This is a genomic window from Pseudomonas sp. D8002 (assembly GCF_013385695.1).
Classification (GTDB): domain Bacteria; phylum Pseudomonadota; class Gammaproteobacteria; order Pseudomonadales; family Pseudomonadaceae; genus Aquipseudomonas.
This window is the reverse complement of sequence record NZ_JACAPM010000014.1, coordinates 60,201-82,982: the sequence shown is the minus strand read 5'-3', so window position 1 is coordinate 82,982 and position 22,782 is coordinate 60,201. Positions and strand designations below refer to the sequence as shown.

Sequence of the window (22,782 nt, the reverse complement as noted above, 5' to 3'; positions counted from 1 at the left end):
GTAAAGAGAGACGCGGAGCGTCCCTGGCGGCATTCCCACGCAGAGCGTGGGAACGATCAGCATAAAAAAACCCCGCCTGCATCGCTGCAGGCGGGGTTTTTCAGTATCGGGGTAAGGCTGGCTTACATCATGCCGCCCATGCCGCCCATACCGCCCATGTCTGGCATACCGCCGCCAGCTGGAGCATCTTCTTTGATCTCGGCGATCATTGCTTCAGTGGTGATCATCAGGCTGGCAATCGACGAAGCCGCTTGCAGAGCCGAACGAGTCACTTTAGCCGGGTCCAGGATGCCCATTTCGATCATGTCGCCGTATTCGCCGGTAGCAGCGTTGTAACCGAAGTTACCCGAACCCTGCTTGACCTTGTCGACCACTACGCTTGGCTCGTCGCCGGAGTTGGCAACGATCTGGCGCAGAGGTGCTTCAACAGCACGACGCAGCAGAGCGATACCGACGTCTTGGTCAGCGTTGTCGCCTTTCAGCTCGGAGATAGCCTGCAGAGCGCGAACCAGCGCCACGCCACCGCCAGGTACCACGCCTTCTTCAACGGCTGCACGGGTAGCGTGCAGGGCGTCTTCAACGCGGGCTTTCTTCTCTTTCATTTCAACTTCGGAACCCGCGCCAACCTTGATCACTGCAACGCCGCCGGACAGCTTGGCCAGACGCTCTTGCAGTTTTTCACGGTCGTAGTCGGAAGTGGTATCAGCCACTTGAGCGCGGATCTGGGTAACACGTGCCTGGATGTCAGCTTCAACACCAGCACCGTCGATCACGGTGGTGTTTTCCTTGGTCACGGTGACGCGCTTGGCATTACCCAGGTGTTCCAGGGTAGCGCTTTCCAGGCTCAGGCCGATCTCTTCGGAGATAACGGTACCGCCAGTCAAAACAGCGATGTCCTGCAGCATGGCCTTGCGACGATCGCCGAAACCAGGTGCCTTGACAGCAACCACTTTCACGATACCGCGCATGTTGTTCACAACCAGAGTCGCCAGGGCTTCGCCTTCAACGTCTTCGGAAACGATCAGCAGTGGGCGGCCGGCCTTGGCAACAGCTTCCAGAACTGGCAGCAGTTCACGGATGTTGGAGATCTTCTTGTCAACCAGCAGGATCAGCGGGCCGTCGAGCTCGGCGGTCATGGTGTCTGGCTTGTTGACGAAGTACGGGGACAGGTAGCCACGGTCGAACTGCATGCCTTCAACAACCGACAGTTCGTTTTCCAGGCCCGAGCCTTCTTCAACGGTGATCACGCCTTCTTTACCGACTTTTTCCATGGCTTCGGCAATGATGTCGCCGATGGAGCTGTCGGAGTTGGCCGAGATAGTGCCGACCTGAGCGATTGCCTTGGTGTCAGCGCATGGCTTGGACAGGGACTTCAGCTCTTTGACAATGGCGATGGTCGCCTTGTCGATGCCGCGTTTCAGGTCCATCGGGTTCATGCCGGCAGCGACGGCTTTCAGGCCTTCGTTGACGATCGACTGAGCCAGGACGGTAGCGGTGGTGGTGCCGTCGCCTGCGTCATCGTTGGCACGGGAGGCAACGTCTTTGACCAGCTGCGCGCCCATGTTTTCGAAGCGATCTTTCAGCTCGATTTCTTTGGCGACGGAAACGCCGTCCTTGGTGATGGTCGGAGCGCCGAAGCTCTTCTCGATGATCACGTTACGGCCTTTAGGGCCCAGGGTCGCTTTTACTGCGTCAGCCAGGACGTTCACACCGGCGAGCATTTTCTTACGGGCGGAATCGCCGAATTTAACTTCTTTAGCAGCCATGATCGATATTCCTTAAATACTTTGTAGTAACGGGAAGATGAGCGGGGAAATCAGCCTTCCAGAACAGCGAGAATCTCGTTCTCAGCCATTACCAGCAGGTCTTCGCCGTCGATTTTCACAGTGTTGCTGCCGGAGTAAGGGCCGAAAACAACCTTGTCACCCACTTTCACAGCCAGCGCACGTACTTCACCGTTTTCCAGGGTCTTGCCTGGGCCAGCAGCGAGAATCACACCGTGGTTGGCTTTCTCAGCAGCCGAACCTGGCAGCACGATACCGCCAGCGGTTTTCTTTTCTTCTTCACTGCGACGGATGACGACGCGGTCATGCAGAGGACGAAGCTTGCTCATTGTCGATCTCTCCTAATTGTGTTTTTCATCGGCCGGTGTCAATTCCGGCTAGTTAAATTCCGGCGGTGCCGGTCGCGGTTCGCGGCGCGAAACGCGGAAGTCTGTCTGGTGTCGCCACCAGAAACCTTGCGGTGACCGTTACATAAGGGCGCATAAGCTTATTACAAGGGTACCGAGATGAAAATTTTTGTGTCGGGGGGCGTCTTCAAAAGCCGCACGGCACCCGCGGGTGCCGTGCCAGTGAGGAGATTACTTGGGGTCGCGGTGTTCGAACTCACCTTCGATCACGTCACCTTCGCGCCCCAGGGGCTGGCGCGGGGCCGGGCCGCCACGGGGTTGCAGGTCATCGGCAAAGGCGCGCTGGCGAATGGCAGCCTCTTCGGCACGCTGGCGCATCTTGCCCGCCAGCACTTTGCGAGTGAATGGCAGCAACATCACCAGGCCAACCACATCGCTGATAAAGCCCGGCAGGATCAGCAGGCCACCGGCCAATGCCATCATCAGGCCTTCGAGCATGGTCTGGGCCGGCAGCTCGCCACGATTCAGGCTTTCGCGGGCACGCAGCGCCGTGGCCAGGCCGGCGACGCGCAGCACCAGTACGCCGAGCATCGAGCCGAGAATGATCAGCAGCAGCGCCGGGAAAAACCCGATTGCCCCGCTGACTTGTACGAATACGAACAGCTCAAGCACCGGAAACAACAAAAAGAGCAACAAAAAAGGGCGCATCAAATGGTTCCTCAACGCAAGAATGCCTTGCTACTTCACCTTAGATGACGTCGCCGTTTCGTGAATTCAAGCTTCAGCGGCTGCTTTTTTCGGCCAGACCTCGGCGTGAGCCAGGAAAACCAAGGCTTCGCGTACTTGTGTCGGCGTGTTGCAAGGCTCGGCAAAGGGCAGCCAGTAGAGGGCCTGGCCAATGCGCAAGTGCATGCCTTCGCTGTCGATACCGGCCAGTTGCGCAGGCTCGGAGGTCGGCAGGCCGGCCAGTTCGACATAGTGGGCAATCGCCTTGGTGTGGTCGCTGTTCATGTGCTCGACCATGCTCAGCTCGGCCTTGCCGGCAAACGGATTGGCCAGGGTCAGTTGGTCGACCCAGTGGATCGCGCCGAACCCGCCGATATAACGATGGCGCACCGGCTTGAGCACCCAGAAGTCAAAATCATGGGCCTTGTGGTAGTTCGCCGAGTCCGGGAAATAGCGGTAATAACGCTCGGCGGCGGCTTCAATCGCAGCGCCGTCTTCGAGCTTTTCGGCCTCGGCGAGGTAGGTCAGGCGCCCTACCGCTTGCACGTCGTCAGCCTCACGCTCACCGACCAGCAACGAGCACTTGGGGTCTTTCTGCAGGTTGTGGGTGTGCTGGGCGATACGGCTGATCAGGATCAGCGGCCGGCCCTCGGCGTCCAGGCAATACGGCACCACCGAGCCAAACGGGAAACCGGGCATGGCCTTGGACAAGGTGGCGAGTGCCCCACGGTATTCCTTGAGCAGTAGTTCTCGGGCATTCTTGGCAACGTGCGCGCTCAACTTATGACTCCTTCGATAAATTTCGTCAAAAAACAAACTTGGATAGCCGCTTAATTCTGCCCACAGGACTTGCGAATGCATCTCAACGACAAAGTAATCATTATCACCGGCGGTTGCCAGGGTTTGGGCCGCTCCATGGCCGAGTATTTTGCCGCCAAAGGTGCCAACCTGGCGCTGGTGGACCTCAATCAGGAAAAACTCGACCAGGCGGTGGCCGCCTGCCAGGCCCATGGGGTGAAGGCACGCGCCTATCTGTGCAACGTGGCGAATGAAGAGCAGGTGACCCACACCGTGGCACAGATCGCCGAAGACTTCGGTGCGATCAACGGCTTGATCAACAACGCCGGGATCTTGCGTGATGGCTTGCTGCTCAAGGTCAAGGACGGCGAGATGACCAAGATGAGCCTGGCCCAGTGGCAGGCGGTGATCGATGTCAACCTCACCGGGGTGTTCCTGTGCACCCGTGAGGTGGCGGCGAAAATGGTGGAGCTGAAGAACCAGGGCACCATTATCAACATCTCGTCGATCTCGCGGGCCGGCAATGTCGGGCAGACCAACTACTCCGCCGCCAAGGCCGGTGTAGCGGCCGCCACTGTGACCTGGGCCAAGGAGCTGGCGCGCTACGGCATCCGCGTGGCGGGCATCGCACCGGGGTTTATCGAGACCGAGATGACCCTGGGCATGAAGCCCGAGGCCTTGGAGAAGATGACCGCCGGCATTCCCCTCAAGCGCATGGGGCGGCCTGAGGAGATTGCCCATTCAGCGGCGTATATCTTCGAGAACGACTACTACACCGGGCGGATTCTGGAAATGGACGGCGGGTTACGCCTTTAATTACCAAGCGACGCCGAACCCTGCGGTGTAGCGGGTCTTGCTCAACGCGCTTTCCGAGTCGCCACTAATAATGTCGCGCTCGGCCTTGAGGTTGAGGGAGGCCCACTCTGTGACTTTGTAGCGCAAGCCCATTTCCGCATCCAGGGAGTACTCGGACGGCCCGGCCAGCGGCTTGCCCACTTCGCCATTGGTGAAGAATTCAACGGTCTTGCCCACCAGGTAGCGGTTGTAGTTCCACTTCATGGCCAGCGAATAGAAGTTGTCCTTGCCGCCGTCCTGGTATTCATAGTCGGTGCGGTTGACCAGCGAACCGAGGGAAAACGCGCCCAGTTCGTCATCCCAGAATTGGTAGCCCGGGCCGGTACCCACGGTGCGCTGGCGGGACAGGTCCTCGACCTTGTCGCGCTTGTAGGTCAAGCGGCCCTGCCAGAACCAGTGTTCGGTAATAAACCGGTCCAGGTCGTACTCCAGCGCCCAGTTGTCGGTGGTGGTCACGTCGTCCTGGAATTCGCGGTTGTACTCGCCCTCGGCGGTATGGCGCCACTGGCCATGGCGGGCAGTGGTCTTGAAGTCGATGTCGTAGTCGTTGGTGTCTTTTTCCGCGCGCTTGTAGTCCAGCGCCATATCGACATTGCCCTTCCACACCAGGTCCTCGATCACCGGCTTGGGCTTGATGATCTGCTGGATGCTCGCCAGCTCGACGGTCTTGGGCGCCTCGCCGTTGGCCAGGATGACCTTGCCATCGTCGGCCGGCTGCAGGGACTTGGCCTTCTCACCGCTGTAGGCATCCTGCTTGACCAGCAATTCCTGATCGCTCTCCAGGGTCTTGACCTGCTTCCAGTCCACCGGGATCGCGCCGGCATAGTCGGTCTGGATCAGCAGCTTGCCACCGTCGAAAACCTTGATCTTGCCGGTCAGGCGGTCACCGTTCTTCAACCAGACGGTGTCGGCGAGCAACGGGGTGGAGGCGCTGAAGACAGCGAGGCACAGCAGGGTTCTGGACAACATAAGCGGATATGGGGCTCGAGTTTGACGAAAAAACGGGCATTATCGGGGTGGATAACTTCTTAGCAAGGACTGACTCGGGTATTCGTATCGAGTTCCGCTCTCAGCCCCCCATTTTGCAGAAATTTCTTACAAATAGACGGATATTTTCATCGGATATGCCACCGTGAACGAACTGACCGACGCTCCACAAAGCCCCGCTGAAATGCGCCGCACTGTGCTGTACCTGACCCTCGCCCAAGTGCCCGAAGGCTGCGTGATCAGCTACGGGGAGCTGGCACACCTCGCCGGTTTGGGTCGCGCCGCACGTTGGGTGGGTCGCACCCTGAGCCAACTGCCCGAGGACACCAAATTGCCCTGGCATCGCGTGCTGGGTGCCGGTGGTCGGATAAGTCTGCCGGTGGGCAGTGCCTCGGGTGACGAGCAACGTGCGCGTTTGCGCGGCGAAGGCGTCAGCATCCTGAACAATCGTGTTGATATTCAGCGTCATGGCTGGCGCCCGGTAGAGCACAGCGGTTAGAGTGCGCGCTTTATTTGCGTAATTCTGAGGCAGACTCCAGCCCATGCCCCGTAAAACCTGGCGCGCCGCGCTCGCCGCCTATGCCAGCCCCTCGACGTTAGTGCTGTTGCTGCTCGGCTTTGCTGCCGGCTTGCCTTACATGTTGGTGTTCTCGACGCTCTCGGTATGGTTGCGCGAGGCCGGCGTGGCCCGCGAAACCATCGGTTATGCGAGCCTGATCGGCCTGGCCTATGCCTTCAAGTGGGTCTGGTCGCCCCTGCTCGACCAATGGCGCCTGCCACTGCTCGGCAAGCTCGGACGTCGTCGCTCCTGGCTGGTACTGTCCCAGACGCTGGTGATCCTCGGATTGATCGGCATGGGTTTCTGTGATCCGCAAAAGCATCTGTCCTGGCTGATCGCCATCGCCGTGATCGTGGCCTTCGCTTCCGCCACGCAAGACATCGCCGTAGACGCCTACCGCCTGGAAATCGCCAGCGACAGCCAGCAGGCCGCGCTTGCCGCCAGCTATATGTCCGGTTATCGCGTGGCCGCGCTGCTTGCCACCGCAGGTGCGCTGTTTTTTGCCGAAGGCTTCGGTTCCACCGGGTTCAACTACAAGCACTCGGCATGGGCCGGTACGTACGTGCTGTTTGGTGCACTGATGGTGCCTGCGCTGCTGACCACGCTGTTCATGCGCGAACCCAATGTGCCGCTGCGTACCCAATTGCAGGCCGGGCGCTACAGCTTTGCTCACCAGCTGGTCTCGGTGTTCGTGTTGATCGTGCTGCTGGTCTCGGTGCCGGCGATGTTCACCCAGTTGTACAACACTGATTTCGCCAGCGTGCTGTTCCATGGGGTCAGCCTGCTGGACCTGCTGCTGGAAGATCGCGCGTTCCTGCGGGCCATCCTCTACATCATCCTGACCACGCTGTGCCTGTCGACCATGGGCCGCCGGGGCCTGGCGCCGGTGCTCACGCCGGTCAACGACTTTATCCTGCGCTACCGCTGGCAGGCCTTCCTGCTGTTGGGGCTGATTGCCACCTACCGCATGTCGGACACGGTAATGGGCGTAATGGCCAACGTGTTCTATATCGACCAGGGCTTTACCAAGGACCAGATCGCCGGTGTCAGCAAAGTCTTCGGCCTGATCATGACCCTGCTGGGCGCCGGCATGGGTGGCCTGTTGATCGTGCGCTTCGGGATTCTGCCGATCCTGTTCATCGGCGGCATTGCATCGGCCGGCACCAACCTGCTGTTCGTGATGCTCGCCGACATGGGCCCGGACCTGCAGATGCTGATTTTCACCATCTCCCTGGACAACTTCAGTTCCGGCATGGCGACCTCGGCGTTTGTCGCGTACCTGTCGAGCCTGACCAACCTGAAGTTCTCCGCCACCCAATACGCCCTGCTCAGCTCGATCATGCTGCTGCTGCCGCGCTTGATCGGCGGGTATTCGGGGGTGATGGTCGAGAAGTTCGGTTACCACAACTTCTTCATGATCACCTGCCTGCTGGGTGTGCCGACGTTGGTCCTGATCGCCTTGCACTGGTTTCAGGAAAGCCGGCGGATTCGCTTGAATCCTCCCGAGGAAAACGAATCACTGTAGGAGCTGGCTTGCCTGCGATTGCATCACTGCGGTGTAACTGACACACCGTGTTGCCTGCATCGCAGGCATGCCAGCTCCCACAGAAGCCATGCTCCAGCAACCAGATGCCTGTACGTCGGCAGCAAGCGCCCGTACAATCCCAAGTCATTTCAAGTCCAAGCAACCGACAACGGCCTACCATGCGCACCAGTCAATATTTGCTCGCCACACAGAAAGAAACGCCTTCCGACGCGGTCGTGATCAGCCATCAGCTGATGCTGCGCGCCGGCATGATCCGCAAACTGGCCTCGGGCCTGTACACCTGGCTGCCCATGGGCTTGAAGGTGATGCGCAAGGTCGAAGCCATCGTTCGTGAAGAAATGAACGCTGCCGGCTCTCTGGAAGTGTTGATGCCGAGCACCCAACCGGCTGAGCTGTGGCAGGAATCCGGGCGCTGGGAAGAGTACGGCCCTGAATTGCTGCGCTTCAAGGATCGTCATGGTCGGGACTTCTGCGCCGGCCCGACCCACGAAGAAGTGATCACCGACCTGATGCGCAACGAGTTGAGCAGCTACAAGCAGCTGCCCCTCAACCTGTATCAGATCCAGACCAAGTTCCGTGACGAAATCCGCCCACGCTTCGGTTTGATGCGCGGCCGCGAATTCATCATGAAGGACGCCTATTCGTTCCACGCTGACCAGGCGTCCCTGCAGGTCACCTACGACCGCATGCACACCGCCTACTGCAATGTGTTCACGCGCCTGGGCCTGAAATTCCGCCCGGTTGAAGCGGACAACGGCTCCATCGGCGGTGCCGGCTCCCACGAGTTCCACGTGCTGGCCGAGTCCGGTGAAGACGACATCGTGTTCAGCAACGGTTCCGACTACGCGGCAAACATCGAGAAAGCCGAAGCCGTGCCACGGGAAACTTCCCGCCCTGCGCCAAGCGAAGAGCTGCGCCTGGTGGACACACCCGAGACCAAGACCATCGCGGCCCTGGTGGAGAAATTCAATCTGCCGATTGAAAAGACCATCAAGACCCTGATCGTGCGCGCCGAGGAAGAAGGCAAGCTGATCGCCCTGGTAATCCGTGGCGACCACGAGCTCAACGAAATCAAGGCCGCCCAGCAGCCAGGCGTTGCCAGCCCGCTGGTCATGGCCACCGACTCAGAACTGCGTGATGCCATTGGCGCCGGCGCTGGCTCCCTCGGCCCGCTGAACCTGCCACTGCCGATCATCATCGACCGTTCGGTAGAGCTGATGAGCGACTTCGGCATCGGTGCGAACATCGATGACAAGCACTACTTCGGCGTGAACTGGGAACGCGACCTGCCGGTTCCGACCGTGGCCGACCTGCGCAACGTGGTGGCCGGCGACCCGAGCCCGGACGGCAAGGGCACCCTGGAAATCAAGCGCGGCATCGAAGTCGGGCACATCTTCCAGCTGGGCAACAAGTACAGCAAGGCGATGAAGTGCGAAGTGCTGGGCGAGAACGGCAAGCCGATCACCCTGGAAATGGGCTGCTACGGCATTGGCGTATCCCGCGTGGTTGCGGCTGCCATCGAGCAGAACAACGACGAGAAAGGCATCATCTGGAGCGACGCCCTGGCGCCATTCCAGGTTGCCCTGGTACCGCTGCGCTACGAAACCGAGCAAGTACGCGAAGCCACCGACAAACTGTATGCCGAACTCACGGCTGCCGGTTTTGAAGTGCTGCTGGATGATCGGGACAAGAAAACCAGCCCAGGCATCAAGTTCGCCGACATGGAATTGATTGGCATCCCGCACCGGATCGTGGTCAGTGACCGCGGCCTGGCCGATGGCAATCTGGAATACAAGAGCCGGACCGAAGCCGAGGCCCAACCGTTGCCGGTGGCTGACGTGCTGTCTTTCCTTCAGGCGCGTATTCGTCGCTGAAAACCAGATCAAGAGTCGTCATGTTCAAGCGAAACACCATAGCCCTGGGGGGCGCCACGTTATGTGGCGCCCTGCTGGTCAGCGGCTGCGCCAACCAAATGTCGCAACGCAGCGAGCACGAGGAACGCATCGAGCGCAAATTGCTCGATCACAGCCTGCAGATCGACGTGGGCGAGCCGAAGGTGCTGGAGCTGCCGCAACGCCGGGTGCGCATTCACGAGCAAAAGACCTTTGAGGTCACCGAGTTCGAAGTTACCCGTCGCTACGACCGCTACACGCCCTACCAGCCCTGGCGCAAACTCTATGAGATGCCCCTGGGCGCGGTCGCGCTGGTGGCGGGCGTCGGCGCCAACGTGGCGAACGTGTTTGCCCTGGGCAACCTGCCTGCCAGCATGACCCGGGATTGGCTCAGCTATGGCGTGGACGGGATCAACCCGTTCATGAACGTGCAATCCAACGGCCGTGCGCAACAGAACCTGGCGGGTATCGATGAAGTCCAGCGCGACAAGCGCGTGGAGTATTCGAGCCTGCCCTGGAGCGAGCGCCCGGTACAGGTGACTGCCGGCAAGCAAACCCATGAGCTGACCACCGACCGCGATGGCGTGCTGCGCCTGAACCTGTTGGACAGCCCGCTTGCCGAGCAGGACCTGAACCGCATCAGCACCCTGAAGATCAGTGTTGAAGATGCCCAGGATGACGTGCACTCGGACTCATCCCTGGCCATCAGCGGCACCCTGCGGGGCAAATTGCTCGAAGCTCACGGTTTGATCTATGACGACCTGGAAGACGACGAGGTCAACGAGTGGGTGCACCGGGTCAAGCGCCTGTCGGAGCTGGGCCTGGAAGAAGAAGCCAGCGAGCTGGAACAGAGCCTGATCGAACTGACCCGCAATGATCCGGAGTTGCAGCAGGAATTCCTGCAGGCCTTGACCAAGGATGCCGGACGCCTGGTGGCGGATCCCGGAGCACGCTGAAGCCTTTAAATGTGGGAGCGGGCTTGCTCGCGAATGCGGCGTGTCAGCCAGCACATGCGTCAACTGACACACCGCATTCGCGAGCAAGCCCGCTCCCACATTTGGTTTTCGGTTTCTACCAGGGGAATTGGAGCTGCTCGTTGCCGTTGCTCAAATCCAGCAAACGCACGCCTATTCCCAGCAATCGCACCGGCTTGTCGCCGCGATTGAACGCCTGGGTCAGCAACTGCCGGTAGCTCTCCAGGTCCCGCCCCGCCCCCGCCTGCTCCAGGGTCGTCTGGGTAAAGTCGTGAAACTTCACTTTGACGAACGGCTTGCCCGCCCGATAACTGCTGTCGATGCGCGCCATGCGCCCGGCCAGGGTGTCCATCAGCTCCGGCAGTTTTTCCAGGCAACTGGGCAAGTCCGGCAGGTCGACATCGTAGGTATTTTCCACGCTGATGGATTGCCGGCGGCTGTCGTTCTGCACCACACGGTCATCAATCCCACGCGCCAGGCTCCAAAGCCGCTCGCCAAAACTGCCGAACTCTCGCACCAGCGCCAGCTTGTTCCACTCCCGCAGTTGCAGGCAGTCCTCGATCCCCAGCCGCGCCAACTTGTCGGCCGTCACCTTGCCCACGCCGTGGAGCTTTTTCACCGGCAGCGCCGAGACAAAGTCTTCCACCTGGTCGGGGGTGATCACAAACAGTCCGTTGGGCTTTTTCCAGTCGCTGGCGATTTTGGCGAGAAACTTGTTCGGCGCCACGCCCGCGGAAACGGTGATGTGCAACTGGTTGGAGACCCGCCGGCGAATGTCCTGGGCAATGCGCGTGGCACTGCCGCCGAAATGCGGGCTGTCGGAGACGTCCAGGTAGGCTTCGTCCAGGGACAACGGTTCGATCAGGTCGGTGTAGTCGCGAAAGATCGTCTGGATTTCCTTTGATGCTTCTTTATAAGCATCCATGCGCGGCTTGACGATGGTCAGGTCCGGGCACAGCTTCAGGGCATGGCGGGACGACATGGCCGAACGCACACCATAGGCCCGTGCTTCATAGTTGCAGGTGGCGATCACCCCGCGACGGTCTGCCGAGCCACCGACAGCCAGGGGCTTTTGCGCCAAGGTCGGGTCGTCGCGCATCTCGATGGCGGCGTAGAAGCAATCACAGTCGACGTGGATGATTTTGCGCTGCGTCATATATAAGGCAGTGGTTCTGGGCAGAAAACGGACAGGCCGGCAGTATCTCACTCACACCTGTATATAGCACCAGTAGTTTGAATCTTCCGCTTAAGCGGTAGGAAAATTCACAGGTGAATTCATTTTCTCAATCGAAACACACCCCCCAATAGAGCTGAAAGCCTCGGCCAGACTGGCCCCGCGGCCTATCAAGGGGCCACCTTGGAGAGCTAACCGATTGAACCACAAGCGCTTTTCTTTGAATCAGCGGTTGACACACTCGCGTTCCTCTGTAGAATGCCGACACACAGACGCGGGATGGAGCAGTCTGGTAGCTCGTCGGGCTCATAACCCGAAGGTCGTCGGTTCAAATCCGGCTCCCGCAACCAAACATCAAAAAAGGCTACTCGATAGAGTGGCCTTTTTTGTGCCCGTCTGTTTTAGCCCTCGCGTCGATTGTCTGACAAAAAACCTTTCCCAATCGCGCACTTACCGCACCCGCGTGACAATCCGACGCTAAATTGCACTTATTTGACCCATCGTTCGATTAACGGTTGACACCCCGCCGTTGCTCTGTAGAATGCCGCCACACAGACGCGGGATGGAGCAGTCTGGTAGCTCGTCGGGCTCATAACCCGAAGGTCGTCGGTTCAAATCCGGCTCCCGCAACCAAACATCAAAAAAGGCTGCTCGAAAGAGTGGCCTTTTTTGTATCTGACGAAAAAGTCCTTTTGAAACAATGGCATGGCATCTTTCATGAAACCGTACACGGTTTGTAGAGTCCATCTCATTGCAAGCTATGCTAAGTCTTCAAGCACTGTCCTTCTACGACCAATGGGCGCTGTCGCCGCACTTCGCGATACGCGTTAATATTTGTAATTATTTTGTCCATAGGGATTGGTAACTTGGCTGGATACCTCCATCCTGTCGCGCACAATCCACGAGGTGATTGATGCGCGCCAACTCGTCTGAACCACAAGACTCTGTCACAGCGACACAACCGATCACTCCCACCCGTTTGCGCTGGCTGGATCTGTTGAGCAAATACCGCCAACCCATCGGGCTGGCCGTCACCTTGTTGCTGTTCGCAATCGCCCTTATCGCCTGTCGCCACCTGTTGCTTGAACTGGATCTGTACGCGCTCCACGATTCAATCCTTGAAGTACCCAAGCCTGCACTGCTGGGTGCGTTCGGTGCTGCTGTCGCCGGCTTTATCATTTTGTTGGGCTATGAATTTTCCGGTGCCCGTTATGCCGGCGTGAAGCTGCCTGCCAAGACCCTGGCCTACGGCGGCTTTACCGCATTCGCCATCGGTAACGCGATTGGTCTGTCGATGCTCTCGGGCGGCTCGGTACGCTACCGTTTATATGCACGGTATGGCATCGGCGCTTCGGAAGTGGCGCGCATGACCGTGTTTGCCAGCCTGGCCCTGGGTTGCGCCCTGCCGCCGCTCGCTGCGCTGGCCACCCTGAGCAACCTGCCTGCCGCGTCCAATGCCCTGCATCTACCCGCCAGCCTGCTCGGCGGTATCGCCGGCGCTGTGTTGCTGTTAACAGCCGCACTGTGCATCGGCATCTACCGCCGCCGCCTGCCGGAACAACCGTATCCGGACAACCTGCTGGTCAAGGCTGGGCGTCGCACCTTGCGCCTGCCGGGCCGTCGCCTGACCTTCCTGCAACTGATCATCACTGCCCTCGACGTGGCTGCGGCCGCTACCGTGCTGTATATGCTGCTGCCGGAAGCGCCGCCCTTTGGCCCGTTCCTGCTGGTGTACCTGCTGGCACTGGCCGCCGGTGTGCTCAGCCATGTACCCGGTGGCGTCGGGGTGTTCGAAGCAATCCTGCTGGCTGCCTTCGCCGACAAGCTCGGTGCCGCGCCACTGGCGGCCGCACTGCTGCTGTACCGGATGATCTATGTGGTACTGCCGCTGTTGATCGCTTGTGTGTTCCTGCTGGTCAACGAAGCCCAGCGCCTGTTCCATACGCAACAAAGCCTGCGCGCGGCCTCGGGCCTCGCTGCGCCGATCCTGGCCGTACTGGTTTTTTTGTCAGGCGTGGTCCTGCTGTTTTCCGGCGCAACCCCGGAAATCGACTCACGCCTGGAAAACATCGGCTTCCTGATTCCTCATCGCCTGATTGACGCTTCGCACTTTGGTGCCAGCCTGATCGGCGTGCTCTGCCTTCTGTTGGCCCAGGGCCTGCGTCGACGGTTGTCCGCGGCGTGGATGCTGACCATGGTGCTGCTGCTGACCGGCGCCCTGCTCTCCCTGCTCAAGGGTTTCGACTGGGAAGAAGCCAGCCTGATGACCATGACGGCGGTGCTGCTGGCGATCTTCCGGCGCTCGTTCTACCGCGCCAGCCGCCTGACCGAACTGCCGTTCTCGCCGCTGTACCTGGTGGCCAGCGTGTGCGTACTCGGTGCGTCGATCTGGCTGCTGTTGTTCGCCTACCAGGACGTGCCCTATAGCCATCAGTTGTGGTGGCAGTTCACCCTCGACGCCAACGCCCCGCGGGGCCTGCGTTCGCTGCTGGGCGCGGCCGTGGTGCTGGTGGTGGTGTCGCTGACCTGGCTGCTGCGTACCGCGCGCCCGATCATCCACTTGCCGACACCGGATGAGCTGGAGCGCGCCACCAAGATCCTGATGAACTCCGCACAACCCGACGGCGGCCTGGCGCTGACCGGCGACAAGGCCCTGCTGTTTCACCCCAACGACGAAGCGTTCCTGATGTACGCTCGTCGCGGTCGCAGCCTGGTGGCCTTGTACGATCCGATTGGCCCGACCCTGCAACGGGCCGAGATGATCTGGCAGTTCCGCGACCTGTGCGACATTCACCACGCCCGCCCGGTGTTCTACCAGGTGCGCGCGGAGAACCTGCCGTACTACATGGACATCGGCCTCACCGCGATCAAACTGGGTGAAGAAGCCCGGGTCGACCTCAAACGCTTTGACCTGGAAGCCAAGGGCAAAGAGATGAAGGACCTGCGCTACACCTGGAACCGCGGGACCCGTGATGGCTTGTCCCTGGAGATCCACGAACCCGGCCAGGCCCCGATGGAGGAGTTGAAAGTCATCTCCGACGCATGGCTGACCGGCAAGAACGTGCGGGAAAAAGGCTTTTCCCTTGGACGATTCAGCGACGACTACCTCAAGCACTTTCGTATTGCGATCATTCGCTTCGAAGGGCGCCCGGTAGCGTTTGCGAACCTGCTTGAGACCTACAGCCACGACCTGGCCAGTCTCGACCTGATGCGTGCGCACCCGGACGCGCCGAAACTGACCATGGAATTCATGATGGTCGGCCTGATTCAACATTATAAGAACCATGGCTACGCCCGCTTCAGCCTCGGCATGGTGCCGTTGTCGGGCCTGCAACCACGACGTGGCGCCCCGCTGACCCAACGCCTGGGCTCGATGGTGTTCCGCCGTGGCGAGCAACTGTATAACTTCCAAGGCTTGCGCCGCTTCAAAGACAAGTTCCAGCCTGACTGGGAACCCCGTTATATGGCCGTGCCCGCAGGACTTGATCCGCTGGTGGCACTGGCCGACACCGCCGCCCTGATTGCGGGCGGCTTGACTGGATTGGTGAAACGCTGATGATTCGACGCTCCTGGCGGTATGTATTGGCATTTTTGGTGGTACTGGCACTGATCCTCGGTGGCGGCTACTGGTACTGGAACCGCCCTGCACCGCAACCGACTCTGGAACAACTGCCCCAGGCCGATGGCACGGTCCTGACCCGCGTCACCCCGGGTACCGCGCCCAAGGCCCGCGTGGCCGTGGCCGTGCTGGCCGACGAAACCCTGACCGACAGCCAACTGATCGCCCTGAGCCAGGGCGGAGCAGCGCAGATCGTCCAGGTGATCCTGCCCAAGGACGACTGCAAGCTGCAGGAACAAGCCCTGCAAACCGCCCTCGGCCAGCTCGCCGGCCCGGCGACCCTGGTCAGCGGCATCGGCCCTGGCGCAGCCCTGGCCTGGCGCTGGCTGGCCGCACAGAACGACGACAAGGCCAATGCCATCTCCGTCGGCTTCGCGCTGGCGCAGCCAGGCTGCAACGACCCGTTGCCGAAGACTTCGGCCCACGGTAGCTGGCTGGTGGCCTGGAACGATAACCCTGACGACGATGCTGCCAGTTTTGTACGCGATACACCGCGTGCTACCACCAGCATCAGCGACTACGACGTTCACTACCCGCAAGTGCTGAACAACGAGCTGCGCAAGCAACTGGTAGGCTCGGACAACGGCGGCCTGGCGATCCCGGTGGTCGAAGTGCCGGCTGGCCAGGCCAAGGACACCGTCACCCTGTTCCTCTCCGGTGACGGCGGCTGGCGTGACCTGGACCGCGACGTGGCCGGTGAAATGGCCAAGATCGGCTACCCGGTGGTGGGCATCGATACCCTGCGCTACTACTGGCAGCACAAGACCCCGGAACAAAGCGCCAAGGACCTCGCCGAGCTGATGCAGCACTACCGGCAGAAATGGGGTACCAAGCGCTTCGTGTTGACCGGCTACTCGTTCGGCGCCGATGTGCTGCCGGCCATCTACAACCGCCTGCCGGAAAACGAGCAGCAGCGTGTAGACGCGATCATCCTGCTGGCCTTCGCCCGCACCGGCAGCTTCGAGATCGAAGTGGAAGGCTGGCTGGGCAACGCCGGCAAGGAAGCTGCGACCGGCCCGGAAATGGCCAAGCTGCCGGCCGACAAGGTGGTGTGCATCTACGGTGCCGAAGAAGTCGACGAGAGTGGCTGCACCGACAAGACCGCTGTCGGCGAAGCCGTGAAGCTGCCTGGCGGCCATCACTTCGACGAGAACTACCCGGCGCTGGCCAAGCGTCTGGTAGACATCATCGAGAAGCGCCAGGGCAAGACCCCGGCCGAATAAGCGCCCACAAAAAAGCCCCCGCTGCCGCAAGGCACCGGGGGCTTTTTGTTGGGCTTACATTTCTACTTGAGTGCCGAGTTCGATCACCCGGTTAACCGGCAACTTGAAGAAGCGCAGGTTGCCGTTGGCGTTCTTCAGCATGAACGCGAACAACCCTTCGCGCCAACGCGCCATGCCCTTGATGCGGGACGCGATCACGGTTTCGCGGCTGAGGAAGTAGGTGGTGCGCATCGGGCTGAAGTCCAGGTCATCCAGATGGCACAGCTTCAGCGCTTCGGGCACGTCCGGTTCATCGACGAAACCAAAGTGCAGGATCACCCGGAAGAAGCCCTCGCCATAGGAATCGACCTCGAAACGACGCTGGGCCGGTACACGCGGGATGTCTTCGTAGACCACCGTCAACAGCACCACCTGCTCATGCAGCACCTGGTTATGCAGCAAGTTATGCAGCAAGGCGTGGGGCACGGCATCCGGGCGTGCGGTCAGGAACACCGCCGTGCCTTGCACGCGATGAGGCGGCTGCACACGGATACTGCTGATAAAGATCGGCAGCGGCAGCCCACCTTCGTCCAGCCGGTCCACCAGCAGTTCCTTGCCGCGCTTCCAGGTGGTCATGAGGATAAACAACACAATCCCCGCCAATACCGGAAACGCACCACCCTGCACGATCTTGGGCACGTTGGCGGCAAAGAACAACCCATCCACCAACAGGAAACCGATCAACACCGGGATAGCCAGTACCGGCGGCCATTTCCACAGCAACAGCATCACCGCCGACACCAGAATGCTGGTGATCAACATGGTGCCCGTCACCGCCACACCGTAGGCCGAAGCCAGGGCGTTGGAGGACTCGAAGCCCAGCACCAGCAGGATCACGCCCACCATCAGTGACCAGTTCACCGCGCCGATGTAGATCTGGCCTTGCTCGGCGCTGGAAGTGTGCTGGATATGCATGCGCGGGATGTAACCGAGCTGGATCGCCTGACGGGTCAGGGAGAACGCCCCGGAGATCACCGCCTGGGAAGCAATCACGGTGGCCAAAGTGGACAACGCCACCAGCGGGACCAGAGCCCACTCCGGTGCCAGCAGGTAGAACGGGTTGCGGGCTGCCTCTGGATTTTCCAGCAGCAGCGCGCCCTGGCCAAAGTAGTTGAGCACCAACGCCGGCAGCACCAGGGCGAACCAGGCACGGGCAATCGGCTTGCGTCCGAAGTGGCCCATGTCGGCGTACAGCGCCTCGGCGCCGGTCAATGCCAGTACCACCGCACCGAGAATCGCCACGCCCATGCCAGGGTGAACGATGAAGAAGCGCACGCCCCAAACAGGGTTGAGGGCATTGAGCACCTCAGGGTACTGGATGATTCCATGGATGCCCAGGCCGGCCAACACCAGGAACCACAGCACCATCACCGGGCCGAACAGCTTGCCGATGCGGTCCGTGCCATGTTTCTGGATCAGGAACAGCCCCACCAGCACCACCAGCGAAAGCGGCACCACCCAGCGCTCAAGGCCATCAAACGCCAGTTCCAGGCCTTCGACCGCCGACAATACCGAGATCGCCGGGGTGATCATGCTGTCGCCGTAAAACAGCGCCGCACCGATCAGGCCGAGAATCACCAGCACCGAACGCAACTTGGGGTAAGGTGCCGCCGCCCGCCGGGCCAAAGCCGTCAGGGCCATGATGCCGCCCTCGCCCTGGTTATCCGCGCGCAGGATAAACAGCACGTACTTGATCGAAACGACCCAGACCAGCGACCAGAAAATCAGCGCCAGGATCCCGAAGACCCCGTCGTGATTGACCTGAACCCCATAACCGCCAGCAAACACCTCTTTAAGGGTGTAGAGCGGGCTGGTGCCGATATCGCCGTAAACCACCCCCACTGCCGCCACCAGCATGCCGATCGGCTTTGCGTTGGACTGCTCGGCACCTGCTGCCTGACTACTTGCCTGACCCATCAACCACTCCTGCCCTTTGACCTGCGGTCTTTTATAAACAGCGCGCCTGCTGCGGGCGCCTATGCTGTCCACAGCATGCGCTGTTTTACTTCTCGTTACAGACGATTTATTGACCGAGGAAATTCACTCAGGTGCAACGGCGCGAAGCATAGCGCAGCACTCGTCGTATTTCCCTGCATAAAGCTGGTCAAGAGCGATTCCCGTCGCTAGAATTGCGCACTTTTTGATCAGAGGCACACCAAGTGCCCATCCGCCACCTTTCGTGCACGACGGGCGGCGTCATTCAATACCGAGGTTAGACATGTCCACCACCATCGCAAAAGCCAACCCCAAGGTCGGCTTTGTATCCCTGGGTTGCCCAAAGGCTCTGGTCGACTCCGAACGCATCCTTACGCAACTGCGCATGGAAGGCTATGACGTCGTGTCCACCTACCAGGACGCGGACGTGGTGGTGGTCAACACTTGCGGCTTCATTGACTCGGCCAAGGCCGAGTCCCTGGAAGTGATCGGCGAAGCCATCAAGGAAAACGGCAAGGTGATCGTCACCGGCTGCATGGGCGTGGAAGAAGGCGCCATCCGCAACGTGCACCCAAGCGTGCTGGCCGTGACCGGCCCGCAGCAGTACGAGCAAGTGGTCAACGCCGTGCACGACGTAGTGCCGCCGCGCCAGGACCACAACCCGCTGATCGACCTGGTGCCGCCGCAGGGCATCAAGCTGACGCCGCGCCACTACGCCTACCTGAAGATTTCCGAAGGCTGCAACCACAGCTGCAGCTTCTGCATCATCCCGTCGATGCGCGGCAAACTGGTGAGCCGCCCGGTGGGCGACGTGCTGGACGAGGCCCAGCGCCTGGTCAAATCCGGCGTGAAAGAGCTGCTGGTGATCTCCCAGGACACCAGCGCCTACGGCGTCGACGTCAAATACCGTACCGGCTTCTGGAACGGCGCGCCGGTGAAAACCCGCATGACCGAACTCTGCGAAGCCCTGAGCAGCCTCGGCGTATGGGTGCGCCTGCACTACGTTTACCCGTACCCGCACGTTGACGAGCTGATCCCGCTGATGGCCGCCGGCAAGATCCTGCCGTACCTGGACATCCCGTTCCAGCACGCCAGCCCGAAAATCCTCAAGGCCATGAAACGCCCGGCCTTCGAAGACAAGACCCTGGCGCGCATCAAGAACTGGCGCGAGATCTGCCCGGACCTGATCATCCGCTCCACCTTCATCGTCGGCTTCCCCGGCGAAACCGAAGAAGACTTCCAGTACCTGCTGGACTGGCTGACCGAGGCCCAGCTGGACCGCGTCGGCTGCTTCCAGTACTCGCCGGTGGAAGGTGCTCCGGCCAACCTGCTGGACGCTGCCATCGTGCCGGACGACGTCAAGCAGGACCGTTGGGAGCGCTTCATGGCGCACCAGCAGGCCATCAGCTCGGCGCGCCTGCAACTGCGCATCGGCCGTGAGATCGAAGTACTGATCGACGAAGTCGACGAGCAAGGCGCTGTAGGCCGCTGCTTCTTCGATGCGCCGGAAATCGACGGTAACGTGTTCATCGACGATGCCAGCGGCCTGAAGCCGGGCGACAAGGTCTGGTGCACCGTGACCGACGCCGACGAGTACGACCTGTGGGCTGAAAAACGCGCATAAGGTGTAAAGAATTGAAAAAGCCCTGCCTCTGGACAAGATGCGGGGCTTTTTTAGGTCTATCGTTTTGCCCATCAGCGCCAATCATCGGCAAGGGGCAGCGGGCATGCGTCAGCATTCGGTTATCCATACACCCAAATCCAGCGACTATCAGGAACTGACCCGCATCTGGGAGGCTTCGGTGCGGGCCACCCATGACTTCCTGCCGGACAGTTACATCGAGTTGCTGAAAAACCTGGTGCTGACCCGCTACCTCGACGCGGTGATGCTGATCTGCACCAAGGACTCGCGCCAGCGCATCACCGGGTTTGCCGGGGTGGCCGCGGGCAAGGTCGAGATGCTGTTTATCGACCCCGAGCACCGTGGCCAGGGCCTGGGCCGGCAATTGCTGCGCTATGCCATCGAGTCGATGAATGCCGATCAACTGGACGTCAACGAACAGAACCCGCAGGCCCTGGGCTTTTACTTCAAGCAAGGCTTTGAGGTGATCGGACGCACGGACCATGACGGCATGGGCCAGCCTTATCCGTTGCTGCACATGCGTTTGCGCCAGGCCCAGCCACAGGCGCGTCGCGGCTAAATGAAATGGAGCCGGGATTAACCGGCGCCACACAGGTACAATAGCCGCCCCCTTTTGTTTCGGCCCTTGTCATGACTGAACCCCTACGCCTCTCCAAACGCCTCATCGAACTGGTCGGTTGCTCCCGTCGGGAGGCTGAGCTGTTCATCGAAGGCGGCTGGGTCACGGTGGACGGCGAAGTGATCGACGAGCCGCAGTTCAAGGTCACCACCCAGAAGGTCGAGCTTGACCCTGAGGCCAAGGCCACAGCGCCGGAGCCGGTGACCATCCTGTTCCACGCCCCCGCCGGCGTGGATGCCGAGACAGCCATGGCGTCGATCAACGCCGAGACCCTGTCGGAAGAACACCGCTTCAGCAAGCGCCCGCTCAAGGGCCACTTCCTGCGCCTGACCGCCAGCAGTGACCTGCAAGCCAAGGCCAGCGGCCTGCTGGTGTTCACCCAGGACTGGAAGATTTTGCGCAAGCTGACCGCTGACGCGAACAAGATCGAACAGGAATACGTGGTGGAGGTGTCCGGCGACATGGTCGCCCACGGCCTGAACCGCCTCAACCATGGCCTGACCTACAAAGGTAAGGAGTTGCCGGCGGTGAAAGCCAGCTGGCAGAACGAGAACCGCCTGCGCTTTGCGCTGAAAAACCCGCAACCGGGTGTGATTGCCTTGTTCTGCGAAGCCGTCGGCCTGAAAGTCGTCGCCATTCGACGCATCCGCATTGGCGGAGTCTCCATCGGCAAAGTGCCGGTAGGCCAATGGCGCTATCTGTCCGGCAAAGAAAAATTCTAAGACTTTTTTCGCCGCCGAATCTCTCGATACCGCCTGCCTGGGCGGTATCCACAGTTGAATGACCAGGATTGCCCACCATGATTCACAACGACGTACTGCGCAGCGTGCGCTACATGCTCGACATCAGCGACAACAAGATGGTCGAGATCATCAAGCTCGGCGGCATGGAAGTCACCAAGGACGACCTGCTGACCTACCTCAAGAAAGACGAGGAAGAAGGCTTCGTGTTCTGCCCGGACGAAGTCATGGCGCATTTCCTCGATGGCCTGGTGATCTTCAAGCGCGGCAAGGACGAGAGCCGTCCACCGCAGCCGATCGAACTGCCGGTGACCAACAACATCGTCCTGAAGAAACTGCGCGTGGCCTTCGAACTGAAGGAAGACGACATGCACGCAATCCTCAAGGCCTCCGAGTTCCCGGTGTCCAAGCCTGAGCTGAGCGCACTGTTCCGCAAGTTCGGCCACACCAACTACCGCACCTGTGGTGACCAGCTGTTGCGCAACTTCCTCAAGGGCCTGACCCTGCGCGTTCGCGCCTAAACCCGTGAACTACAGCGTCTCGCCCATCGGCTTTGTCCGCTCCTGCTTCAAGGAGAAGTTCGCCATCCCGCGCCAGCCACAACTGGCGCCTGCCGCCCGGGGCGTGCTGGAGTTGGTGGCGCCATTCGACCAGGGTGAGGCGGTGCAGGGTTTGGAACAGGTCAGCCATGTGTGGCTGCTGTTCCTGTTCCACCAGGCGCTGGAAGACAAGCCCCGCCTGAAAGTGCGCCCGCCTCGCCTGGGTGGCAACACGTCCATGGGCGTGTTCGCCACCCGCGCGACGCACCGGCCCAACGGCATCGGCCAGTCAGTGGTCAAGCTGGACAAGGTGGAAGATGGACGCCTGTGGATATCCGGGATCGACCTGCTGGATGGCACACCGATTCTCGACATCAAGCCGTACGTGCCGTACGCAGACATAGTTGACACTGCGACCAACAGCATCGCCAGCGCTGCGCCACAGCTGATTCCCGTGCAGTGGCTGAAGACTGCGCTGCAACAGGCAGAAGGCCACGCTCAGCGCCTTGGCGAGCCATTGGTGGCGTTGATCGAGCAGTGCCTGGCGCAGGATCCACGGCCGGCGTACCAGACGCCGGGGCCGGAGCGGGAATACGGGGCGCAGTTCTGGGATGTTGATGTGCGCTGGCACTATCCCGAAGCCGGGATGATTTGTGTGCTGGAAGTCGTGTCGGCCGGGTAAACCGGAAACAAATGTGGGAGCGGGCTTGCTCGCGAAAGCGGTGGATCAGTCAATACATCTGGTGACTGTTATACCGCTTTCGCGAGCAAGCCCGCTCCCACA

Annotated in this window: 19 protein-coding genes and 2 tRNA genes; 14 read left to right on the top strand and 7 right to left on the bottom strand. The window is 60.6% G+C overall.

Annotated elements, in window-relative coordinates; translation table 11 throughout:
- Positions 1-122: 122 nt before the first annotated feature.
- The 4 genes from groL to HX807_RS08820 form a co-directional block, all read right to left on the bottom strand.
- The gene (groL, locus tag HX807_RS08835; protein ID WP_003208597.1) at positions 123-1,766 is read right to left on the bottom strand and encodes a chaperonin GroEL; all 1,644 of its coding nucleotides are present in this window, start codon (positions 1,764-1,766) and stop codon (positions 123-125) included.
- Between the two features lie 50 nt (positions 1,767-1,816).
- Positions 1,817-2,113, bottom strand: a complete 297-nt coding sequence (gene groES / locus HX807_RS08830) for a co-chaperone GroES (RefSeq protein WP_003208599.1) — start codon at positions 2,111-2,113, stop codon at positions 1,817-1,819.
- Positions 2,114-2,362: 249 nt separating this feature from the next.
- On the bottom strand, positions 2,363-2,839 hold the full coding sequence (locus HX807_RS08825; RefSeq protein ID WP_003208601.1) for an FxsA family protein: 477 nt from the start codon (positions 2,837-2,839) through the stop codon (positions 2,363-2,365).
- A gap of 66 nt (positions 2,840-2,905) precedes the next feature.
- Entirely contained in the window at positions 2,906-3,637 is a 732-nt protein-coding gene (locus HX807_RS08820) for a HugZ family protein (RefSeq protein WP_003208603.1), read from the bottom strand.
- 75 nt (positions 3,638-3,712) lie between these two features.
- Here HX807_RS08820 and HX807_RS08815 point away from each other — a divergent pair, with 75 nt between their 5' ends.
- Complete coding sequence (locus HX807_RS08815; protein ID WP_003208604.1) at positions 3,713-4,471, top strand: SDR family oxidoreductase; 759 nt, start codon at positions 3,713-3,715, stop codon at positions 4,469-4,471.
- Here the strand turns inward: HX807_RS08815 and HX807_RS08810 are convergent, their stop codons facing one another.
- Positions 4,472-5,479 (bottom strand): DUF481 domain-containing protein, encoded by a 1,008-nt coding sequence (locus tag HX807_RS08810; RefSeq protein WP_003208606.1) that lies wholly within the window; start codon positions 5,477-5,479, stop codon positions 4,472-4,474.
- Between the two features lie 202 nt (positions 5,480-5,681).
- Here HX807_RS08810 and HX807_RS08805 point away from each other — a divergent pair, with 202 nt between their 5' ends.
- The 4 genes from HX807_RS08805 (at position 5,682) to HX807_RS08790 (ending at position 10,450) form a co-directional block, all read left to right on the top strand.
- Positions 5,682-5,996, top strand: a complete 315-nt coding sequence (locus tag HX807_RS08805; protein ID WP_218166212.1) for an MGMT family protein — start codon at positions 5,682-5,684, stop codon at positions 5,994-5,996.
- A 43-nt stretch (positions 5,997-6,039) separates the two neighbouring features.
- Positions 6,040-7,581: an AmpG family muropeptide MFS transporter gene (locus tag HX807_RS08800; RefSeq protein ID WP_008433581.1), complete on the top strand. Its 1,542-nt coding sequence runs from the start codon at positions 6,040-6,042 to the stop codon at positions 7,579-7,581.
- A 179-nt stretch (positions 7,582-7,760) separates the two neighbouring features.
- Positions 7,761-9,476, top strand: coding sequence for a proline--tRNA ligase (locus tag HX807_RS08795; RefSeq protein ID WP_003208614.1), 1,716 nt, complete (start codon positions 7,761-7,763; stop codon positions 9,474-9,476).
- 20 nt (positions 9,477-9,496) lie between these two features.
- On the top strand, positions 9,497-10,450 hold the full coding sequence (locus HX807_RS08790) for a hypothetical protein (protein ID WP_177049762.1): 954 nt from the start codon (positions 9,497-9,499) through the stop codon (positions 10,448-10,450).
- A 115-nt stretch (positions 10,451-10,565) separates the two neighbouring features.
- Here the strand turns inward: HX807_RS08790 and dinB are convergent, their stop codons facing one another.
- Positions 10,566-11,624, bottom strand: a complete 1,059-nt coding sequence (gene dinB / locus HX807_RS08785) for a DNA polymerase IV (RefSeq protein WP_003208617.1) — start codon at positions 11,622-11,624, stop codon at positions 10,566-10,568.
- A gap of 291 nt (positions 11,625-11,915) precedes the next feature.
- Here dinB and HX807_RS08780 point away from each other — a divergent pair.
- The 4 genes from HX807_RS08780 to HX807_RS08765 all read left to right on the top strand — a co-directional run bounded on the left by HX807_RS08780 (position 11,916) and on the right by HX807_RS08765 (position 16,484).
- Positions 11,916-11,992, top strand: a tRNA-Met gene (locus tag HX807_RS08780).
- Positions 11,993-12,198: 206 nt separating this feature from the next.
- Positions 12,199-12,275: transfer RNA gene (locus HX807_RS08775), tRNA-Met, on the top strand.
- A 280-nt stretch (positions 12,276-12,555) separates the two neighbouring features.
- Complete coding sequence (mprF, locus tag HX807_RS08770) at positions 12,556-15,198, top strand: bifunctional lysylphosphatidylglycerol flippase/synthetase MprF (RefSeq protein WP_003208619.1); 2,643 nt, start codon at positions 12,556-12,558, stop codon at positions 15,196-15,198.
- Positions 15,198-16,484 carry a virulence factor family protein gene (locus HX807_RS08765; RefSeq protein ID WP_003208620.1) on the top strand — a complete coding sequence of 429 codons (1,287 nt, stop codon included), beginning with the start codon at positions 15,198-15,200 and terminating at the stop codon, positions 16,482-16,484. The genes mprF and HX807_RS08765 overlap by 1 nt, the downstream gene beginning before the upstream one ends.
- Before the next feature lie 54 nt (positions 16,485-16,538).
- Here HX807_RS08765 and HX807_RS08760 read toward each other — a convergent pair whose 3' ends face one another.
- Positions 16,539-18,440, bottom strand: a complete 1,902-nt coding sequence (locus HX807_RS08760; protein WP_177049760.1) for a potassium transporter Kup — start codon at positions 18,438-18,440, stop codon at positions 16,539-16,541.
- Positions 18,441-18,741: 301 nt separating this feature from the next.
- Here HX807_RS08760 and rimO point away from each other — a divergent pair, with 301 nt between their 5' ends.
- From rimO to tsaA, 5 genes are all read left to right on the top strand, one after another.
- Positions 18,742-20,082: a 30S ribosomal protein S12 methylthiotransferase RimO gene (gene rimO, locus HX807_RS08755; protein WP_003208624.1), complete on the top strand. Its 1,341-nt coding sequence runs from the start codon at positions 18,742-18,744 to the stop codon at positions 20,080-20,082.
- 103 nt (positions 20,083-20,185) lie between these two features.
- Positions 20,186-20,659, top strand: coding sequence for a GNAT family N-acetyltransferase (locus tag HX807_RS08750; RefSeq protein ID WP_003208626.1), 474 nt, complete (start codon positions 20,186-20,188; stop codon positions 20,657-20,659).
- A 71-nt stretch (positions 20,660-20,730) separates the two neighbouring features.
- Entirely contained in the window at positions 20,731-21,441 is a 711-nt protein-coding gene (locus HX807_RS08745) for an rRNA pseudouridine synthase (RefSeq protein ID WP_003208627.1), read from the top strand.
- A gap of 77 nt (positions 21,442-21,518) precedes the next feature.
- Positions 21,519-21,980: a DUF1456 family protein gene (locus tag HX807_RS08740; RefSeq protein WP_003208629.1), complete on the top strand. Its 462-nt coding sequence runs from the start codon at positions 21,519-21,521 to the stop codon at positions 21,978-21,980.
- A gap of 4 nt (positions 21,981-21,984) precedes the next feature.
- On the top strand, positions 21,985-22,680 hold the full coding sequence (gene tsaA, locus HX807_RS08735) for a tRNA (N6-threonylcarbamoyladenosine(37)-N6)-methyltransferase TrmO (protein ID WP_003208631.1): 696 nt from the start codon (positions 21,985-21,987) through the stop codon (positions 22,678-22,680).
- Positions 22,681-22,782 lie beyond the last annotated feature (102 nt).